General features: G+C 39.8%; 12 protein-coding genes. 1 reads left to right on the plus strand and 11 read right to left on the minus strand.

The genetic code is table 11. The features are described 5' to 3' along the window. Positions 1-16 precede the first annotated feature (16 nt). The 5 genes from LKM37_01615 to LKM37_01635 form a co-directional block, all read right to left on the minus strand. Complete coding sequence (locus LKM37_01615) at positions 17-1,417, minus strand: aminopeptidase P family protein (GenBank protein ID MCI1719715.1); 1,401 nt, start codon at positions 1,415-1,417, stop codon at positions 17-19. A gap of 143 nt (positions 1,418-1,560) precedes the next feature. Next, entirely contained in the window at positions 1,561-3,360 is a 1,800-nt protein-coding gene (locus LKM37_01620; protein MCI1719716.1) for a RagB/SusD family nutrient uptake outer membrane protein, read from the minus strand. A gap of 21 nt (positions 3,361-3,381) precedes the next feature. Then, positions 3,382-6,726, minus strand: coding sequence for a TonB-dependent receptor (locus tag LKM37_01625; GenBank protein ID MCI1719717.1), 3,345 nt, complete (start codon positions 6,724-6,726; stop codon positions 3,382-3,384). A 454-nt stretch (positions 6,727-7,180) separates the two neighbouring features. Continuing rightward, positions 7,181-9,214: a SusD/RagB family nutrient-binding outer membrane lipoprotein gene (locus LKM37_01630; GenBank protein MCI1719718.1), complete on the minus strand. Its 2,034-nt coding sequence runs from the start codon at positions 9,212-9,214 to the stop codon at positions 7,181-7,183. Between the two features lie 23 nt (positions 9,215-9,237). Next, on the minus strand, positions 9,238-12,411 hold the full coding sequence (locus LKM37_01635; protein MCI1719719.1) for a SusC/RagA family TonB-linked outer membrane protein: 3,174 nt from the start codon (positions 12,409-12,411) through the stop codon (positions 9,238-9,240). 235 nt (positions 12,412-12,646) lie between these two features. On the opposite strand from LKM37_01635, the gene LKM37_01640 reads away from it, so the two are divergent. After that, complete coding sequence (locus tag LKM37_01640) at positions 12,647-14,080, plus strand: amidohydrolase (protein ID MCI1719720.1); 1,434 nt, start codon at positions 12,647-12,649, stop codon at positions 14,078-14,080. A gap of 37 nt (positions 14,081-14,117) precedes the next feature. Here LKM37_01640 and LKM37_01645 read toward each other — a convergent pair whose 3' ends face one another. From LKM37_01645 to LKM37_01670, 6 genes are all read right to left on the minus strand, one after another. Beyond that, entirely contained in the window at positions 14,118-15,239 is a 1,122-nt protein-coding gene (locus tag LKM37_01645) for an aminoglycoside phosphotransferase family protein (protein MCI1719721.1), read from the minus strand. A gap of 155 nt (positions 15,240-15,394) precedes the next feature. Then, positions 15,395-16,633 (minus strand): glucose/galactose MFS transporter, encoded by a 1,239-nt coding sequence (gene gluP, locus LKM37_01650; GenBank protein ID MCI1719722.1) that lies wholly within the window; start codon positions 16,631-16,633, stop codon positions 15,395-15,397. A gap of 76 nt (positions 16,634-16,709) precedes the next feature. Further along, on the minus strand, positions 16,710-17,558 hold the full coding sequence (locus tag LKM37_01655) for an N-acetylglucosamine kinase (protein ID MCI1719723.1): 849 nt from the start codon (positions 17,556-17,558) through the stop codon (positions 16,710-16,712). Between the two features lie 50 nt (positions 17,559-17,608). Then, positions 17,609-18,436, minus strand: coding sequence for an N-acetylmuramic acid 6-phosphate etherase (locus tag LKM37_01660; GenBank protein ID MCI1719724.1), 828 nt, complete (start codon positions 18,434-18,436; stop codon positions 17,609-17,611). Between the two features lie 83 nt (positions 18,437-18,519). Further along, entirely contained in the window at positions 18,520-20,271 is a 1,752-nt protein-coding gene (locus tag LKM37_01665; protein ID MCI1719725.1) for a family 20 glycosylhydrolase, read from the minus strand. A gap of 117 nt (positions 20,272-20,388) precedes the next feature. Next, positions 20,389-21,864 carry a hypothetical protein gene (locus LKM37_01670; GenBank protein MCI1719726.1) on the minus strand — a complete coding sequence of 492 codons (1,476 nt, stop codon included), beginning with the start codon at positions 21,862-21,864 and terminating at the stop codon, positions 20,389-20,391. Positions 21,865-21,976 lie beyond the last annotated feature (112 nt).

A 21,976-nucleotide genomic window follows, 5' to 3' on the forward strand; every position in this document is an offset into this window, starting at 1 on the left:
AGAAAAAAATATTTTTCTATTTATTATTATCCTTCATCTCTCTCTCCACATCCTTCACTGTTATTGGCAACCTCTTGGCACCCAGAAGTCTGCAACCATCGGGAGTAATAAGAACATCATCCTCAAGACGAATTCCGCCAAAGTGATAATAATCTTTTAGCTTGGAGAAATTAATGAAACTGGCATTTATTTTTTCTTTCTTCCATTTCTCTATAAGGGCAGGAATAAAATAAATTCCCGGCTCATCAGTTACAACGTTTCCAGGTACAAGTTTGCGGGCCATTCTCAATGACGCAAGACCAAACTGTTTGTTGCGTTTTGCAGCGCTGCCGTAACCTACATAATCCTCTCCCAAATCCTCCATATCATGAACATCAAGACCCATGTTATGACCAAGTCCGTGAGGCATGAACAATGCAGGAGCACCATTTGCAACAGCCTCATCTACATCACCTTTCATAAGTCCAAGTTCCTTAAGCCTCTCTGCAAATAATCTGTAAACTGCCAGATGAACATCCAAATATGCAACGCCCGGCTTTGAAAGTTTAAATGCTAAATTATTTGCATCTGATACTATGTTGTAAATCTCTTTTTGCTGCTGAGTGAATTTTCCGCTGCTTGGAATTGTACGGGTATTGTCTGAGCAATAATTCATATTATTCTCAGCACCGGCATCAATCACAATTAATCTGTCTTTTGTAAGTATTTGATTGTGAAGGTGGTTATGCAGCGTCTCTCCATTTTGGGAAAGAATTGTAGGGAAAGAGACCTTGCTTCCATGCTGCATTGCAATTCCATCCATAAGTCCGGCAAGCTCCTGCTCAAGCATTCCAAGTTTTGCAAGTTTCATTGCTGTAAAATGCATAGCATAACCTATGTTGCAAGCCTTGTCAATTTCCTCAATCTCATACTTGTCCTTTACAATTCTCTGAGCTACAATGGCTTTAATAAGAGTCACAGATGCCTTTTTCTTAAGAGAATCTATCGGGAGTCCAAGAAGAGAATTAAGCAAAATCATATTATGATATCTGTAAGGAGGCGTAAAGTGAATCTCTTTCTTTGCCTTCTTTGCAGCAGTCAAATATTTTTGCAAATCTGCATATTTTCTTGATTTTTTGACACCTACGCTTGCCGCCTTATCTGCAATTGAAGCCTGAGGTCCCATCCAAATAATATCATCTATGGAAACATCATTCCCAAAAATAATCTCCTCTCCGGTCTCCGCATCAATTACGGCAGCCAAATCAGGGTCATTCAACCCAAAGAAATACAGGAAGTTACTATCCTGCCTAAAAGTATAACAATTATCAGGATAATTTGACGGAGCATCACTGTTACCAAGAATTAAAATGATGCCCTTTGCAACATCCTTTGCAAGTCTTTGACGTCTTGCTGCGTATACTGCCTTTGTAAACATAATATTGTAATTTTAAAAATTGTCTAATTTTAGGTCCCGACAGATTTCTCCGCCAGATAACTACAAATATAACAAAAAAAAGGGACAGCTGTTGCTGTCCCTCTCTATAATCTATTTCAACTTAAACAGTTGAAAAATCTCTGCTACCAACCAGGATTCTGAGTCAAATTAGGATCCAAAACAATCTCTCCGGAAGGTATTGGCTCCAAATAATACTTATCATTCCAAGTATGTTTAACACTTGCTGTGTTATAAGAAGCTTTGTAAACCTTGGTTCCGGTTGTCCAGAAATTCTTAGCTATTACGTTAGCCCAAGTCTTCTTCTCGGCTGTAAGTTGTGCAGCATGGTCATCAAAGTAAGTCTTCAAAGCATCCTGTCTTGCACCAAGATAACAGTCAGGATTTATATCAAAATCAAGATAGCTACCCATCTTCCATCTCATCAAATCAGTATAGCGGAAACCATCAGCAAACAGCTCGCTTCTGCGCTCTCTTCTAAGTTCCCAAAGAAGAACGCTAACACCTGTCGTATTCTTAGGATCTGCAGTAATAGTAGTGCCGTTAACTGCAACTGCGCTTGTACCTACAAGTGTAAACCCAGGAATATTTCCGTGCTTTACACGCAAAATATTAACTGATTTGTCAAGGTCAGCTTGAGTGATAGCTGTTCCTCCAACTGTTCCAAGTTCTGCTGCTGCTTCTGCATAGTTCTCTAAAACTTCTGCATAAGTGAAGACAGGACCATCAGTATCATTGGTAGGAGCATTCCAAGTTGATAATTTCTCTTTTTCATCCTTTTTAGACCAAGGGACATATTTGCGAATCCAATAGCCGGTAGATGAAACAATACCATCTGTAAAGCCGCAACCTACAGGGCACATCAAAGTATCAACAACTGCAACCTTTAGACGAGCATCACGGTTCTGAATTGCTTTTTGTACAGTAGCGTCATCATATGTTCCCATATAAATAGGAAGACCGTCTGCATTTGCAAAGCTCTCAACCGCACTCTTGGTAATACCCCAAGAAGGAGTAGAAGAAATATCCCATCCATAAACTCCATGTCCTTTATTTACAAGACCCGCAGAAGCAGTTTCGCTGTAAATGTCATACATTATCAAGTCTGTTCTTGGTGTTTTAACAAAATCATCAGTTATATAAAGACCTGCATAATCTGTATTAATGGAATAAAGACCGCTGGCAATAACCTTGCCTGCAGCAGCTTTAGCTATTTCATAAAAATACTTAGCATTAGCTGTATTATTAGCGTGATATTTCTGCCAAGCACCCTCAAACAAAGCGGCACGTGCCAACAATGCATTAGCCACCATGCTATTTACAGTATTTTTGTCTGCCGCACTTGGAGCATAGCAACTATCAGCAGCAGCCTGCAAGTCTGCGCAAGCATTCTTCATTACTGTAACACGATCATCGCGAGCCCTTCCAAGAGCAGCTGCATCATCAATATCAATTTCTGTATCAACCCATACAACATCTCCATAAGTCTTAACAAGTTCAAAATATTCCATACCACGGAAGAAGCGTGCAACACCTCTCCAGTGAGCCTTTGCAGCTGCTGTCATATTAGGAACTAAAGAAATACGGTTCAACATAACATTCGCTCTACGTATATATGCATAAGGAGTGCTCCATGAACCTGAACTACTAGGAACGTTGGATGTAAACTGATTGAATGAATCAGAATTGTAATCATCGGTAATGCCTTCACCATGGTATTGACCTCTGTTCCAACCGCTTCCGTAACTATATGAATTAAACAAACCATAAAAACCCCAAGAAAACATCTTAATAGAAGCCTCAGATGACCAGTTTGTAGCATCTGAATTTGCATCTAGAGGTTTTTTGTCCAAATAGCTGTTGCAGCCCGTCATGCTAAAAGCAAGGCAGACAATAGCAACTAATGCAAAAACTTTATTTTTCATAACTTTCATATTTTTCAGTAATTAAAATGTAACCTGAACACCAAATGACCACTGGCGGTTGAAAGGCATAGCCCTGCCTGCATAGTGGCTATCAATACCAGATGCTGTATTCCAGCCTCCTGTTAATTCAGGATCCATTACACCATGAATATGGTCCCAAGTAATTGCGTTCTCAATACTGCAATAAACGCGGACCTTCTGTATAAACGCCTTCTGTGATATCTTAGCAGGAAGAGTGTAACCAACTGTAACATTCTTCAAGCGCAAGTAAGCAAGATTCTGAAGGAATTTTGTCTGAGGATAGTAGTTATTTCTGCCACCGTAAGGTAGACCATTAAGAGTAGAACCAACGCCGTCGCCAAAATAAGGACGAGGGAATTTTGCATTTTGATTATCCTCTGTCCAATAGTCAAGCTGATTTCTGAAGATATTCATCTGAGAACCTTCAGCTGTAGGCAGGAACAAAGATGAATATGAATACATATCACGCTTGCCAACGCCCTGGAACAAAATCTCTGCATCAATACCCTTCCAAGAAGCGCCCATACGCAAACTATACTCAAATCTTGGAGTCGTATTTCCAATTCTCTTTAAATCACCATGTTTAGAGATAGTTCCATCTCCTGTATTAATGTTATTATCACCGTCAAGGTCTTTGTACTTGATGTCACCAGCACCATAAACGAATCCTCCCTTTTGCAAATTACCCTGCCAAGCTTTAATAGTAGCAGCGTCATCTGCGCTCGTCCAATATCTATCAGTTTCAAAGCCCCAAATTTCACCAAGTTTTTTACCTTCGTAATAATCTGTCAATCTGCCAACACTTGTATTCCATTTGGAAATCTTTGATGTTGCATCAGCAAGTGTGAAAGTAGCATAAACAGAAAAATCATTATTGAATGCATGGTTATAATCAACCTGAAGTTCCCAACCTGTTGTCTTCAAGTCTCCGCTGTTCTCCTGAGGAAGATTAGGGAAACCACCGTAATCAACAACTGCATTACGGTCAACAAGCATTCCAATATTCTTGCGCTGATACCAATCAAATGCAAGAGTCAATTCATTGTTAAGGAAACCTGCATCAAATCCAATATCAAGAGTTCTGATTTTCTCCCATGTCATACTCCTGCCAATGATTGTTGGCATTGTGCTAGCTGTAGGGAAATTACCATCAGTCAAAACCCAATTAGAATTGGTATAAGTGTCTATAAGAGACATAAATGGATAGAAATTGGTTGAAGATGCTATGTTCTGGTTGCCTATTGAACCGTAAGAAGCACGTAACTTTAAGTTAGAAACATACTTCTTGATTGGAGCCCAGAATTTCTCTTCAGAAATTCTATAACCAACAGACATTGAAGGGAAGAAAGCCCATTTGTCACCTTTCTTGAATAAAGATGAACCATCATAACGTCCGTTCAACTCCAACAAATATTTACCCTGATAATCGTAATTAATACGAGCAAAGAAACCTGCAGATGATCTAGCTCTCAAAGCCTCATCAACTGTAGCTTTTCCGTTATGATCACGAGTAAGATTAAGGGTAGGAATATTAATGTTCTGGATGCCTTGAGAATAAAGATAGTTGCTATCATATTTGTAATCCTCAGTATTCATACCAACTTTGAATGCAAAGTGGTTATCCTCAAACAGATTGTAAAGATAATCTAAGTAAGCATTGAAAGTGTTAGAAGATGTTTTTACCCATGTGTTATCCAAATAGTCGCTTGTTGTATAAGCAGCTTTTGGAGCATAAGAATTCCACCAGTTTGCAATGTAGCAAGGATATGCAATATCTCTGTCCTCATAATTGTACTTGCCTCTGGTGTATTCAGCTGTTAATGTCAAACCTTTATAAAGATTAGCTTTTAGATTGGCACCGATAGTTAAATATTCATCAGTAGTAGTACAAGTTGGCTCATAAGCAACAAAGCCGTTACCTTGTCTGAAATATAGACCTTCGCCGGAAGCAGATTTTGCATTTAGATAATTACCTGAATCATCCTTGGCACCATCAGAAATACCATAAGGGAACCATGTCGGGAATCTCATATCGTATGCAAGAAGTCTCATTGCACCATCACTGGATGCATATCCGTGAGGATACTTTTGCATCTTCTCTGTGTACATAAGTTTTGTTCCAACATTCAACCATTTGTATAGCTGAGTATTAGTTGAAATATTAATATTATTTCTCTGTACATATTGCTTAGCAGCCTTCTTAAGCTGACCATCCTGTTTGCTGTAGCTATAGGCAATATTATAATTTGTCTTGCCCGTGCTTCCTGTGATAGTCAAGTTATGATTCTGCTGGAAAGAGAATTTTTTCAAAGTCTCTTTGTTAGGGTCAGAAACTCTATAAGAATAGAATGTGCCACCCTGATAAGAGTAATCTCTTCCATACTTCCAAACCTCTCCGCTAACTTGGCTCTTATACTTGTCAAACCACTCGGAAATAGGTTCAATCAAATCTTTGTAGTACATTCCAAAACCCTCAAGGTCAGAACCATCTACATTTTTCTGAGCTATGATACCATGATTCAACTGAGCAATAACGTCTTTCTTAGAAGTACAATATTTTGGAAGAGCGATTGGCTGGTTCCAAGACAAGTTGTTTGAGTAAGTAATCTGAACTTTATCAGTCATATTACTACCATCCTTAGATGTAATCAAGACAACTCCAAACGCAGCACGTGTTCCATAAATGGAAGCAGAAGCTGCATCCTTCAAAACGGAGATGCTCTTAATGTTATCAGGATTAACAAATGACAAATCAGGAATTTCAACACCGTCTAACAAAACAAGAGGTTTGTTGTTTCCGTTGATAGAACCGGTACCACGTACCTTGATAGAAGGAGAAGCTCCCAAGTCGTTTGTTGCAAATGTAATAGTAAGGCCGGGAACAGTTCCCTGCAATCCTTTAGAAACATCTGTAATAGGTTTACTGTTAAATGTTTTGCCAACATCAACTGAAGAAACGGCACCTGTCAGGTTAACCTTCTTCTGTGTACCAAATCCAACGACAACAACATCATTCAAAGTAGTAGCACTTTCTTCCATGACTACATTAACACTGGAGCGCCCGTTAACTGCAACGTTTGCTGTGTTAAAGCCCATGTAAGTAAATACTAATGTTCCTTTGCTAGGAGCGTTTAAGGTATACGCACCATTAGCATCGGTTGACGTACCATTTCTGGTTCCCTGAACCAAAACATATACGCCCGCCAAAGGCTCTCCACTCTTATCGGTTACTTTACCAGTAACTTTAGAATTCTGAGCCCACATTGCCCCAAAGGAGAATACCATTGCGGCAACTGTCATTAGCGCAAGCTTTAAAAGCTTGCCACAATTTTGTTTAATGGACATAAATTAAAAATTAGGTTTAATAATAAGTTGTAAAAATTTTTGTTTATTTCTATAATTCTCTGCTTTATAGTCTTTTACCGTTTGTTTTGTTTTGTCTTGTTTTTAATAATAAAAAACAAAAAGGGCAGTCCTCCATCGGGAACCACCCATAATATCACTTCAGCCGCAAGGCTAAAATATTTTCATTAGTTACAAAAATGTATCTTTTGTTGGAGCATAAAAACCACCAGAGCACACGTATCTGTTGCACTGTAGAGCCCAACAATCTGAACATCAATAAGATATAATAGCTTCCCTTCATAACCATATTATAATCTCCAGCGAAAAACAACTCGCTCTAAATGAGATGCAAATGTAACACTTTTTGTTGCAATTTATAATCTTTTTTTCAAAAAAGAGAGACGCTTAATCTTTTAAATCTCGACAGACAAGCTATCGGGACCAAAATTTAAATTTATTCTGCATCCCACCAAACAGGGATTGACCAAATACTCTTGTCCTGAGCTGAAATATTATAAAGTTTCTGGGTAATTTCATTCAGGTTTGTAGAATTGTAATTAGTCTCATGAGAACACTGCATCCAACGACGAGGATAGAATGACACGTTTTGAGGATCTGCGCTAAAAGTAGCCTGATCTTGAGTTCTGTATACCGGAACCGCCAATTGAGTATAAATAACACCATAATTGCCGATGTTACCAGCATAATAATTATAGCGTCTCATATCATTGTAATTCTGATAGTTAGGACCCATCGCAATAAACTTCTGCATCATAATATCTGACAAAGTTAAGCTAGCAGCTGATTGTTTAACTGCTGCACTTGTCATATAAGCGTCAATATCTGCCTGGGCCATAGGTCCGTATGCGAAAGTAACATCATATCCAAGAGCGGTTTTGCATGCTCCAGCTCCCTTCCATGAACTCAATTTGCTATTCATACGTTCAAAATTGGCCTTTATACCATTGATGTATGCGGTATATGCATCAGAAAGCTTACCTTGTCTGAAATAAACCTCTGCCTTAATAAAGCACATTTCTGAATAAGTAAGTATGTCAGAATCAGAATCTGGTCTTGCATAGAAAGAGCCTGTACCCTGTACAAAACCGTTGGCTCTTGTATCCGCCGGAGCTGCTGAATAATAGCAACATTCATCTGAAGTAGATAGACCTTGTGTTTCAAAAACTGCATCTGAACGAAGCTGAACATATTTAATATCCTCAACATACAGTGGGTTAACATCATTAACATACATTGCGCCGGCATGATAAGTAACTTTCACATCACTTGCTTCTTTAAGAACAGTTACATTATCAGCTGAATAATATTTATTTATCATTGCAATAAAATCATCAGCTGAAGCGTAAAACTTTGTAATAGAAGTATTTGCATAAGTTTTTGTCACATCTGCTTTTGCCATGCTAAGGTATGAGTTAAGATTCCCGAATGTCATACGATTACCTATCCAACCTCCATCAGTACTACTCAGATTAACGCCACAGTCTCTTAACCAAGAAAATGAACTGATTGAACCATCAGATTTAAGTGTTACCTTATACATTGAAGATGGAATAAGCTTATCCGCTCTTGGGTCTAGTACGCCTGTTCCCTTAAAATTGACAAGCAAATCTACATACCACTTATTCAAACGCTGGCCGGTACCCCACGCCATTGAATCCCAAGTAGTATTTGGTCCATACGCATCTGCGGTAGTAAAGTTGTAGGTAGAAGTAGACACATTTTTATGAACCATAATAATATTGTCACTGTTAGACTGGGGTGCATTCTCCAAAGCAGCAAGGATAGCAGCCGGATCATAAGATTTTGTCTTGCTAAGATTATTCAGCCAACGAGCTTTAAGACCATAAGCCAATTTCTTCCATTTTGCAACATCTCCGCCATTCCAGCAATCACCCTCTGCCAAAGAAGGCGCTGTTGTACTTTGAGTCATATCAAAATATTTGATTGCCTCATCTAGGTCTGCCAAGCAACCATTGTAAATCACATCACCTGTGTCATATTTTGGTGACAAACTTGTAGTTACAGCGTCAGTATAAGGCATTTCGCCGTATAAATCGGCCATCATAATATAGCCCATAGATTTAATTACCAATGCTGCTCCAACATAATGATATGCACCATCTGCCTGAGCTTTTGTAATCAAATCTGGAATGTTTGCAGCTGCGCCTACGAACCAGTTTTGATAAACTGTCGTAGAAACTCCAGAGGAAGGATTCCATAATGCCTGCCTGCCGATGGTTCCAGTTCTTGATGTACCAACAACCATTTGATCAATCGCACTTGCACGTGTATTTGCAGTACCCCACGCATAAATATAGTAATATTGTATCCATGGTAATCTATTATTCTCTGTAGCGCTCACATTATTAGGGTTGTCTTCATCCGTGTTGACATCTAGCCAATCTCCGCAAGAAGTAACACCTACTAACAATATAAGACTTAAAACGATATACAATAATTTTTTCATATTCGTAATCTCCTATCTTTAAATTAGAATGTAATATTGACACCAAATGAGAAAGTTCTCTGAGAAGGAACTCCGCAATAGTCAATACCTACAGAACCTGAGCCTCCGGCACCAGAACCAACTGCAGCAACTTCAGGATCCATACCACCTTTGTAATTAGTCCAATAGCAAAGGTTAGAGCCAGAAATACTTGCTGTTAAACCCTTAATGAACTTTTGCCTGCTAGCAAGAAGATTTGTAAAATCGTAACTGATATTAACAGAACGTAGTTTTACCCAGTTAACGCTCTGAATTAAATTATACGCATTGCTTGCATAACTGCTATAGTATTTCTCTATCATGTTTTCTCCAGAATAGGAAACTTTATTTATCACGTAAGTTTCTCCTGCCTTGTAAGTATAGGAAACCGGATCTCCAGTTTTTGAGTCTACACCTTCTACTGTTACTTGGCTACGATTTAAAGTCTGCTTGGACTGTCCGGAAGAAATCAAAGAATATTGTGTTCCATTATAAACATCTCCGCCAAAACGGAAATCAAGTAAAATAGATACGGACAGCGCCTTATATCTGAAGTTGTTTGTCAAACCAACATTTAATTTAGGCTCACGGTTACCAACAACATTTGTTGTTACTCCTGTAAGCTTGTAAAGTCCGGTGGTAGGATCTACTTGGTATCTTCCGCCTTTTACCTCTTGCTTTGTAGTTGTTGAAACACCAGTTACAGGATCAGTAACAGTTACATCCTTTGTTTCCCTCAGCCAATAGTCACCTGTCAAAGCCATAAAATGGCCTCCGTTAGGTATTGAAGCTGCTTTTACGCCACCAATCTGAGTCTCTGTTACATAAAAGATATCTATACCCTTTAAGAAACTACCAAGGGTACCTCTATTAAACGAAGCATTTGCAGAAATATCCCATGAAAAATTCTTATTTTCTATAGGAGTTCCTGTAACCATCAATTCAATACCCTTGTTCTTTACAGAACCAGAGTTGATTGTCTTAAAGATATAACCTGTTGACTGTGGCAAACGCGGTGCTGCAATTTGGTTTTTAGTGATACTATTATAGTATGTAAAATCCAAACCAAGTCTTCCGCCAAAGAACCTCATTTCTGTACCAATCTCCCAAGAATCTTGTTTTTCTGGTATCATGTAAGGAGAACCTCCCGTCCACTGGTTGCCAATTCCTGTTAATACGCCATTGACAACTTGAGCTGGCCACATATAAGTAATTGTTTTATAAGCATCTGCATCCTTACCAACTTCTGCCCATGATGCGCGGATCTTTCCAAATGATAAGATGTCATTCTTAGGAAGCAACTCAGTGAAAACGAATGAACCGCTTACTGAAGGATAAAAATAGGACCTGTTATCTGTAGGAAGAGTAGATGACCAGTCGTTACGTCCCGTAACAGTTAAATAAGCTATATTCTTATAAGATGCACGGAATTCACCGTATACGCCAACAAGGCGTTTCCTTGTAGTAGCATCTGTGAAAAATTTATTTGCATCAAGAATGTTTGCAAAACTTATTGTTCCAGAAGTAATAAAATTATATCCCCAATGTGTTTGGTCAACGACCTTTGTGCTTTCTGCAGATGTGCCTGCCAAAAGGTTAAAATCAAAATCTCCAAAGGTTTTATGAGCATTAACCATTAAGTTGGAAGAAACGTAGTTGTAATTAAGCTTGCTCTTACTCAAACGTCCTTGTTGGTATTGCTCCTTTACTGCAGAACCCGGAGCTATGTAAGTAAACGAGTCATTAGTATATTCATCCAAACCCAAACGGTATGAAACGTTTAACCACTTTGTAATATTTGCGTTGACATTTAAGTTTGCAGTTAATCTCTCATTTTTATCTGTAAGTTTGTCCCTATTAATAATCCAATAAGGATTCTCTACATCTGCAGAAAGATCTTGCTTGTCACCAAACATCCTGTATTTTGTTCCATCATCATTTAACCAATGGGACATGTTCTCACTTCTGGACCAGCCGTAAAGAGCTGTCATAGTTCCATTACCACCACCACTATACAATCCGGAAGAAGTTAAAGTTTTCTTAGTGTTTGAAACTGTATATGCACCACTTGCACCAACAGTTATAATACCATATTTCTGTTCTCCGTTTACGCGGAAAGTATTTTTCTTATAATTTGTTCCCGGAACAACTCCTGTCTGATTAAATCTGGAAGCAGATACGTAAAAGTTGCCATTTTTGTGTCCTCCGGCAATACTTACGCTGTTGTCGTACGTAGAAGCACCCCTGAAGAAATCTTTTACGTTGTTATAAACCGTACCTGTATTTTCCTGCCCCCAAGAAGAAGTAACAAAATCCTGTGTGAAAGTTCCATTCTGATCATAATATCCTCTGCCATATGTACTTTGGATATCTGGAGAAGAATTAATTGACGCATAAGTGTATTTAGATGAAACATTGATGCTAATTTTACCGTCTGTTGCACCTTTCTTTGTTGTAATAATAACTACACCGTCAGCAGCACGTGAACCGTAAAGAGCCGCAGCAGCCGCACCCTTAAGTACTGACAAACTCTCAATATCCTCTGGATTAATATCCATTACACGATTTGAAAATGTTGTTGAGGCGTTTGTCACACCATCAGTAAGAGAATTTCCTCCGTTTACTGTTCCATTGTTGTATATGATTCCATCAACAACAAATAATGGCTGATTATCCCTTGATTCAGATGCAGAGTTTCCTCCACGAATTATAATGGATGAACCTGCGCCGGCAGCACCACCGGATTGTGTAACATTAACTCCTGCAACCTTGCCAGCCAAGGAATTAATAACATTTGTCTGCTTATTCTTCAGTAATTCTTTAGAACTTACTTCAGAAACGGAATATCCCAAAGCTTTGCGCTCTTTCTTGATACCCATTGCAGTTACTACAACATCTCCAAGTTGCACAGCGTTATCCTGCATTACGACATTGATAACAGCACGACCGTTAACGGCCTCTGTAACATTATTAAATCCCATAGATGAAAATACAAGCGTACCCTTGGAAGGTGCGTTGATTGCATATTTTCCATCTACATCGGTAGTAGCGCCCGTCTTTGTACCCTGTACAAGAACATAAACGCCAACTAGAGGTTCACCCGCCTTATCAGTTACCCTACCAGTAACCTTAACGGACTGATGCCCACATTGCTCCAACGGAAAATACCACTGCAGCAACTGTCATTAGCGCAAGCTTAAAAAGCCTGCCACAATTTTGTTTAATGGACATAAATTAAATTTTAGGTTAAAAAAAATAGTTTATTTTAAGTTAAGAAATATCGTTTTTAAGTAACTTGTTCGCCAATATTAGCCTTTATTCATATACTTTAATAGATGCAAAGGTATGGAAAATGTTGCACTTTTGTTGCAATTTTTTTTAAGGTATCTTTGTGAATGACAATAAATTATAATCATGATAAATAACAATTCTGTTACTTTACGTTTCATTTTGAAAACCATAACTTTAGGCTTGTTTTTGACAACTTCCTCTGCATTTGCGCAAAAAAGAAATCCTATAAAAATTTCCACAGCTCTTCCAAGTGCTAATATTCTGAAAATCAAATCCATTGCTGAACAAACATATAGCCATTATGAGGCCATTTATGAACAACTTCATAAAAATCCGGAACTTAGTGGTATGGAAAAAGAAACATCTGATGCTATTGCGGCGGAGCTGGGGGTCTTCAAGAAGACCTTTTCTAGTGCAAATGCTAAATTATCAGGCAATAACAGCAAGTTACAAATTGAAATCAATCGTGGAGTTGGCGGAGGTTACGGAATTGTTACAATTATTAAAAATGGCAGCGGACCCATCATTTTGCTGCGCGCAGACATGGATGCTCTTCCAATAAAAGAGGAGACAGGCTTACAGTTTGAAAGTACCAAAAGAGTGGATGCTAAAGGCAATAGGTTGCCGGATGGTTCAGATGCAGGTACTCCTGTGATGCACGCCTGCGGGCACGACGTACACATGACGGTAATGCTTGGAGTGCTTAACAACTTGATGTCCAACGCTTCGGCATGGCACGGAACCATTGTTGCAGTATTCCAGCCATCAGAGGAAAAGAACGGAGGCAGCGCGCAAATGATTGCAGATGGACTGTTTACACGCTTCCCAAAACCATCGTACGCTTTGTGCTTTCACACTTTTCCGGACCTTCCTGCGGGCAAAGTTGGCTATATATACGGGCCTTCAATGGCAGGGGTAAGAAACTACACTATAACAATTTACGGAGAAGGAACTCATGGAGGATATCCCCACAGAGGCAAGGACCCCATCCCCGCGGCATGCTCCGCAGTACTTCAGTATCAGACAATTGTATCCCGCACCATACCTGCAACCAAGAGCGCTGTGCTAACAGTTGGAGCGTTTAATGCAGGGTCACGTCCTAATATAGTTCCCGATAGTGTTGTTATGCAGGCAACTACACGTTTCTTTGACAATGCAACTGACAGCACTTTCTTAAAAAGAATTCATGAAATCACCTTTGGAGCAGCAGAGGGTCTTGGCATGCCTGAAAACAAGATGCCTAGAATTGTGACCGGCAACCCTGCACCTCCTGTTGTAAACGATGCAAAACTTGTCAGGATAGTAAAAGAAGGCATGTCCCAAACAATTGGAGCAAACAATCTTGTTGAGATAGAAAAAGTTATGGGAGCGGAAGATTTTGCACGCTATCTGCAAATCGTGCCGGGAGCGCTGTTCCGCCTTGGGGTAAGCCCTGCTGATAAGCCAACCGGAGAACTCCACACTTCCAAAATGAAACCTGAATTTCATAGAACATGGATGACCGGTGTTGAGGCCATGACAGGCGGCGTGATTTATTTAATGAACAATTTAAAATAAAAAAATCCCCGAAAACTTCGGGGATTTTTTTATAGAGCTATAGAGATTCAATATAATTATTCATCTCTTGAAGATGCTTTTCAATATCCTCAAAAAGAGTCAGCTGCGCCATTGTTCTATCATAGTTGTGACGCGGATACTTAATCTTATAATATGTATCTCCGTTTAGATAATCTGCAAGAAAGCGGACTGTCTGCATGTAAGTCATCATTGCGCCTCCAAAAGGAAGAAGCTCTTTCTCACGCTGGGTAAGAAAAGATTTTGTCCCCTCCAGATATCCCTTTGCAAAAGACTGGAATACAGGCATATTCAGACGCACCTTGGTAAGGTCTTTATCATCTTCAGCTCCGCAGTTTCCCGCAGTTCTAATGAAGTCTCCAAAATCTGAAAGCACAGTTGAAGGCATCACAGTGTCCAAATCTATAACGCACAGAAAGCTGTCATCTTTTGCATCAAACAGCATGTTGTTGACTTTGGTGTCACAGTGTGCCAGGCGAGTAGGAAGCTTACCGGCCTCTTGCTCATTCTGCGCAACGCACATTTTATCTGCCGCTGCAAGCACCTTATCTATAATAGGTTTCATCTCCAAAACTCTGCCGGCAGTATCAGCTGCAATTGCAGCATCCAGCTCACCCAGGCGGAATTTTAGATTATGAAAGTTCACGATAGATGCCCCAACTTTTCCGGCAGGAATGTCTGAAAGCATCCCCTCAAAATCTCCAAAAGATTTCCCTGTCAGATAAGCAAACTCCGGGGTTACTGCCTCATAACTCTTTGAGTCTTTAATAAATACAGAAAGTCTCCAATACTTGCCGTCCACGCAAACATAAGTTTTTGGCTCTGCTTTTCCGCACCCGCAGCTGCAAGATTGACCGTCGCGAGTCTTAATAAATTGCAACGCTTTGCGTTTAATATCTTTCTCTCCGCGCGCACGCAGCTTCTCTCTAATGTGGTCAGTGACAATCTCTATATTGCGCTGCAGCAATTCTACATCGGGGAAAATTGCATTGTTAATTCTTTGCAATACATAGTCATCGCACTCAGGTTCAGCAGTACGGACAATGAAAGTATCATTAATTAGTCCGTTGCCCAATGCCTTTGGTTCACAGAGTGTTCCTTGCGTGTTAAATTGCGCCAATATTTGTTTCCAGTTATCCATCACCATATATATATTTTTTTTTATAATACAAGGTTTATTGCCGCGCTTCGCTCTGGCTTACTTCTCGCTAATGATTTTCTGAAGAAAATCATTGCTCGTACGAAACGCACTCGCTTAGCCGCTGGCAATAAACCTTGTATATAAGTAACTTAAAATTATTTCTTTGCCGGTTTACGAATCTTATAACCGTAATAAGCATACCACAAAATGAACAAATAGCAAGGAAGAGCAATCCAATAAGACTGCTGAATAGCCGTAGCCTTATCCATGTGATGACTTACAAGAATATTGCTAATCCACCCAAATATCTGAGGCACAACAGCTCCGCCAAATATGGTAACTACCAGCAGAGCGCCGCCCTGTTTTGTAAACTTGCCAAGGTCTGCCATTGCAAGAGGCCAAATTGCAGGCCATATAAGTGAGCATGCAAGTGCAATTGAAGGGACAAACCAAATAGAAGTTTGAACCGGTGTAAGCACTGTCAGGAAAGTTCCAAGTATTGCAAGCCATGAGCAAATCTTAAGTGCTCCTGCCTGTGATAATGGTTTAGGAATCAAAGCAATACCAATTATATATCCGATTACCATTCCAATGGACGGCAGCCATGAATACTGTTCTGCATTTGCAAGTCCAAGAGTGTTTGCAAAGTCAACGGAAGTCTCCAATGCAAGAGTCTCAACACCTACATATAAGAACAATGCAACGCATCCAAGTACAAGGTGAGGGAACTGCCATATAGAAGTTTTGTCTGCAGCGTATGGGCAATCTTGCTCATGACCCTCTTCCTCTCCGGTTGCCTTAATTTCCTCTAGCGGAGCAAATAAAACCAGAACTCCAAGTACCAGGAAAATTGCCGCAATCCAATAGAACGGAGTGATGACATCATTAACGCCCGCCTCAGCAATAGGTTTTCCTACAAGCCACGCAATAAACAGAGTAGCAATAGGATATGAAATCTTGTTGCAGATTCCCATTATGCTTATTCTTCTTGCGCCGCTCTCTATGGGACCAAGAATTGTGATGTAAGGATTAATTGCCGCCTGCTCTACGGTATTGCCTAATCCGCAAACAAAAGATGCAAACAAGAACATCCCAAGATTTTTCATTTTTGCAGCAGCCGCAAATAGAACAAAGCTGATAGCAAAAATCACAAATGCAAGCGCCATTGTTTTCTTATATCCAATTTTTCTTATCACCCATCCTGCCGGATATCCAAAAATAAGGAACGCGGAGAAAGTCACAAAGATAATCAGATAAGAGGCTCCCTTAGAGACACTTAGAGACTTCTGCAAAAGAGGAATCAAATATGAATTCAACCCCAATGCAAACCCTACCGTAAAGAATAGAAATCCTATACAGGCAAGAGGAATGATGTAATTTTTTTTCTGACTCATATACTTTAAGTTTAAAGATTATTCTAATCGAGAATTTTTTAACGCTTATAATTTTTCTCTTTTATTATCCCGACAGTTATTTGCCTGAGTGGAATTTTATCAGCCCCTCCATTGGAGCCTGAATAATATTTCCAAGTTTCATATTATACTCATCAGCAGCTTTTTGCAGGATGTTCTTATAATAATATCCTACGGAACCGACGCAGTTGAAAGAGTACTTCATGTAATCTGGATAATGGCTTATAATGTTTTTGAACAAAGCAATAAATGCGTTGTATACTAGCTTGTAAAAATAGTTGCCATCTTTAACATTGGCAGAGATAACCTTGCTGAATCTTGCGCAGAACCTGTTTGGGAAAGGCTTTGTATATATCTCATCTATAAGCTGGTCGCCATTCAGAGGACAATAATCCTGAAAAATTTTGCGCGCCTCTTTTGGCATATCTCCGCGGATAAAATCACAAATAAATCTCTTGCCAAGATAGGCTCCGCTCCCTTCATCTCCCAAAATAAATCCAAGAGAATCTATATTCATTGTGACCTTTTTGCCGTCATAAATGCATGAATTTGTGCCGGTTCCAAGAATGGCCGCAAATCCCGGCTCATGTTGCAGCAATGCACGCGCAGAACCAAGAAGGTCCATTGCCATGTTAACCTTAGCATTAGGGAAAACATTTACCAGGCACTCCGTCATAAAACCATACTGCAGCTCCGTGACACCGGCTCCGTAAAAATCAATCTCCTCAACTTCATCTGCCGGAAAGTTCTGAGGGACAGCAGCTCCCACAGACTTAACAATATCGGGTCCGCTGATATAATTAGGATTATATCCTTCTGATTTAAAAAATATCGGTTTGCCCGTCCCCTTTTTATCCAGCGCGCACCAATCTGTTTTTGTTGCGCCGCTGTCTGCAATTAATATCATAATACTGAATTTCACTTTTTACTCCCGGCAAATTCTGTCGGGAATAATTTTTACTTCAAAAGACCCTGCTCCTTAAAATAAGCCTCTGCTTTCTTTACGTTGCCCGTCTTTCTGATGGCAGCTTCAATCTGCTTGTAATCAGTCATTTTAGGGTTACGCTCCATAAACATTCTAACGCTGCGGTCTACGACTTTATCATTAATCAGACGTACGTTAACCATTCTGTTTCCCTCTACTCTTCCCAAACGGATAAGAACTGTTGTGCTTATCATATCGCAAAGAAGCTTTTGAGAAGTGCCGGCCTTCATTCTGGTAGAACCGGTTACAAACTCGGGACCTGTAAGAATTTCAATTGGATAATCTGAATACTGAGAAATTGGAGAGTTTGGATTGTTTACAAATGAACCGCAAGGGATGTGATTCTCTTTGCATTTCTTCATTCCTTCCAAAACAAACGGAGTTGTACCGCTTGCGGAAATGCCTATTACAAAGTCCTTTGGGGAAACTTTGTATTCTGTAAGCTGCTGCCATGCTTCCTGTCTGTCATCCTCTTTCTCCTCCAAAACCTGCATGATATTTTCTACTCTTCCTGCAAGAATACAATTAATAATGCCCTTCTCAATACCGTAAGTATTAGGAAGTTCTACAATATCCATAACGGCAAGACGGCCGCCTGTTCCGCAACCCATATAAAACATTCTTCCACCATTTCTAAGTTGATTTTCTATTGCGGAAATCATTTTACTAATCTGGGGCAGTACTTTCTCAATAGCAAAAGGGACTGTCTTATCTTCATCATTAATGTGTTTAACCAGCTCATCTACAGTCATCTTCTCCAGATGATCAAACATAGAAGGCTGCTCCGTCATTCTTAACATATTGGTACGTTTTAAAATTGTTTATTTAATTTTTATAAAATTTTCATTTTTGCTCCCGACAGTTTTGCACTGCCGCGTCTGCATTACCATCCCGCCTGTTTTGTAACTCCAATTGCTTTCCCCTCTCTAAAACCTCTTGCTTTAACTATGGTCTGTTTGTTAATGACAAACGGCAACTTGTAAACGGGAGATTCCGCAGTTGGCTCTGAACCATCTGTAGTGTAGCGTATTACAGCATCAGGGGCATCAAGCTCCATTGTCACAACTTTGGAGTAAACATCATCTTTCTTCACTTGGATATATACATTGTGAAAGGCATCACAATATTTTATGCCATCGCTTTCCAATCTCTTCAGCTGCCCGTTTTCCACTCTCCTTGTAAAACTATCCCAGCTCTTATGTTCCGGCATTGTCCATGCACTCTCCGCAATTGCAAGAGAACGCGGATATGCCTGATACCAAGCTCTATCGGGAGTAGTAACATATTCAGTCCACAAGCAACCCTCAACTCCAATTATATATTTTTGCTCCTCAGGAGTCAGCGTGTTTGAGACAGGCTCATAAGTGTACATCTTCTTTAAAGTGTTCACATCTCCCATGCTAAGTGGTTCAGAATCAGGGTTTGCCTGATAATAATCCAGATAGTAATATTCATACGGCGCCATGATTGCATTGTGATGTTGCTTTGCCGCTTTGATGCCGCCCTCTACTCCAAGCCATGACATTACCGTTGCATTTGGCGCAAGACCACCTTGCAAAATTTCATCCCATCCAATAATTTTTCTGCCATGTGCATTGATGAATTTTTCCATCCGCTGAATAAAATAACTTTGCAGTTGCATTTCATCCTTGAGCCCCAGTTTCTTCATAAGATCCTGACAGTAAGCGCTGTTCTTCCACGCAGTTTTTGGGCATTCATCTCCGCCGATGTGAATATATTCAGACGGGAATATTTCAAAAACCTCAGTCAGGACATCTTCCAAAAATTTGAAAGTCTCCTCTTTTGGACAATAAACATCTTTGAAAACTCCCCACTTTGTTGCAACCTCATAAGTTTTTGTGCTGTCGCAAGAGAGATTTGGAAAACAGTGAAGCGCGCCAAGAGAATGGCCCGGCATCTCTATCTCAGGAATTACGGTAACATATCTTTCAGCTGCATATTTTACAATCTCCTTTGCCTGCTCCTGAGTATAATATCCGCCATAAGGTGTGCCGTCATAAACACCTGATTTCAAAGTCCCTATAACAGTCTCTTTTCTGATAGAACCTTTCTGTGTAAGCTCCGGATATTTTTTGATTTCCAATCTCCATCCCTGGTCTTCCGTCAGATGCCAGTGAAAAACATTCATCTTATATTTTGCCGCCTCATCTATATACTTCTTTATAAAATCCATAGAGAATACATGGCTGCCAACGCAAAGATGAACTCCGCGATAACTGAATCTAGGCTTGTCTTTAATTGATGCGCATTGCACAGTATAACATTGCTCTTTTCCGCCTGCTGCCTTTTCCGATTCCGGCTTAACAAGCTGACTTAATGTTTGCACCGCATAAAATGCTCCGTTGGGAAAACTGTATTTTATTACTGCGCCGGATGGGGTAACATCCAAACTGTATTCCTCTTTGTCCATCCCCGCAACCTTCTGGAAAACAACATCTTTATCCCCGCCTTTTTTATTGCTCTCTTTTATTTGAGAAGAGGCAATGCCAGAGAACTGACGTAAGAAAGCCTGAATGTAAGGAGCGTTTTTTTCTTTGACAGGAACAATGATTTTAGAATTTGAGCCAAAGTTAAATTCACCAGAAATTAAAGTTGCAGATTGGGGCTGCGGCACAATGTTTAGCCCTTCCGTATTTTGTTTTGTATTCTGCGCAAAGACAAAATTACCGCTTGTAATCAGCAGAAAAAAAACAATATTCAGTGTTCTTGTAATAATATGCACAGTCAAATACTACTTTAAAACTTGTTTTACGGTCTCTGCAATACCCTCTTCATAAGTGGTTGTCATTTTGGAAGACAACGGATACGGGGAGTGAATGTAAACATGCATCTGGTCTTTTTCATAATCATACGCTTTAACCGTATAAGCATGAGCACTAGGCAGATATGAATTCTGACCATTTGTGTATGCAATGAACATTAAAGGTGTTCCTGCAAATTCTTTTCTAAGTCCGCTTTGATATTCATTGAATGGTTCTCCTTGAGTGAAGAACATTATTAAACCTCCAACATTGGCAGCTGCAACTTCAAACGGAAGATAATCTTTTGTTTTGCCATCGCGCAACTTTTTAATCTCTCCTTTTCTCCACCCCTCGACATCATCTTTCCATGTTTGAGAAACAGATACTCCCCACTTGGAAGTGCTGTCAGCCAAATGATTAATTGCTTCCTCCGTTACCTTTGCAACTTGGAACGGAAGTTTGATTTCATTATTTACAATCTTAAGGGTCAAACCTTTTCCGCAAAATTTTGCAACTGGCAGCTTGTGAAATTTAATTGCAAGAACATCATTGGCCATCTGCTTTCCAATTTTTTCAGTAACCTCAACTTTGCTTTGAGGACATCCCGCAGGGTCTACATTCCCCTGAGCACCAGAATAATAGAAAATATCGCAGCCCCATGCCTTATTCAGCTCCCGCATAACAACTCCTGGAAAATCAGAAGATGTAACCTGGCTGCCGGGTCCCAAACTTACAGGGTGGCAAGAATAATTTATTAGGCTCACGATAGGTTTTCCCGTAGCCATATTTAAAAATCTTGCAGCAAAAACTGTCCTGTCAATTGGACCGTCTTTCTCTCCGCGGTTCATATTAATATTGCTGCTTCCTTCTCCTACTTCTACTGTAAAAGGCTGAAATGCTGCATCATCCTTAACAGCCTTAACTGCGTTTGCAATGATATGCGCCTCACAGCGGATTGCATAATCATGATTAGGTTTGCCAGGGTCAGCCCAATAGCTCAACATAGAACGCGGAGCAGAATGGGTATGTATGCAGTGAATAAAAATTCTCTCTCTAGGCATCCCTGTCAAAGCAACAATAGAGTCAGTAAGAATCTTAGCTTCATCAATGGAAATCTCCATTAGGTCGTTTGTTATAACCAACATTTTATCAGTCACTTGCGGCACTCCGTTTTTCTTAACCAAAGTTTTTGTCTTTGCGTTCCACTGAGCTTTTCCTATTACAAGTGCGTGTGAATACAATGGAATATTAGTCTCACCGTTTGAAAGTTTATGTCTGGCTGCAAAACCGGCAAGCATTACATGTTCCCCCTGGAGCGTTGTAATCTCCTGAACTGCAGTATTGCAGACCAATACAGCTGTTGTTTTTTTAGATTTGGCCGGAGCAGATTCAGAAACTGTCGGGAACAATAAAAAAAACATTAGGCATGTTAAAAAAGCCAATGATATGTTAATGTTATTCTTCATGATTGGAGTGTTTGAAAACGACCGCAGGGCAAAATATTTGACAAACCCCTGCGCGGCGGCAAATTTAAGCAGATTTTTCCTTTATTTGAAGGGAAAAATCTTAAATTAAACG

It is taken from the genome of Bacteroidales bacterium (genome assembly GCA_022647615.1).
In the GTDB taxonomy this organism is placed as follows: domain Bacteria; phylum Bacteroidota; class Bacteroidia; order Bacteroidales; family UBA932; genus Egerieousia.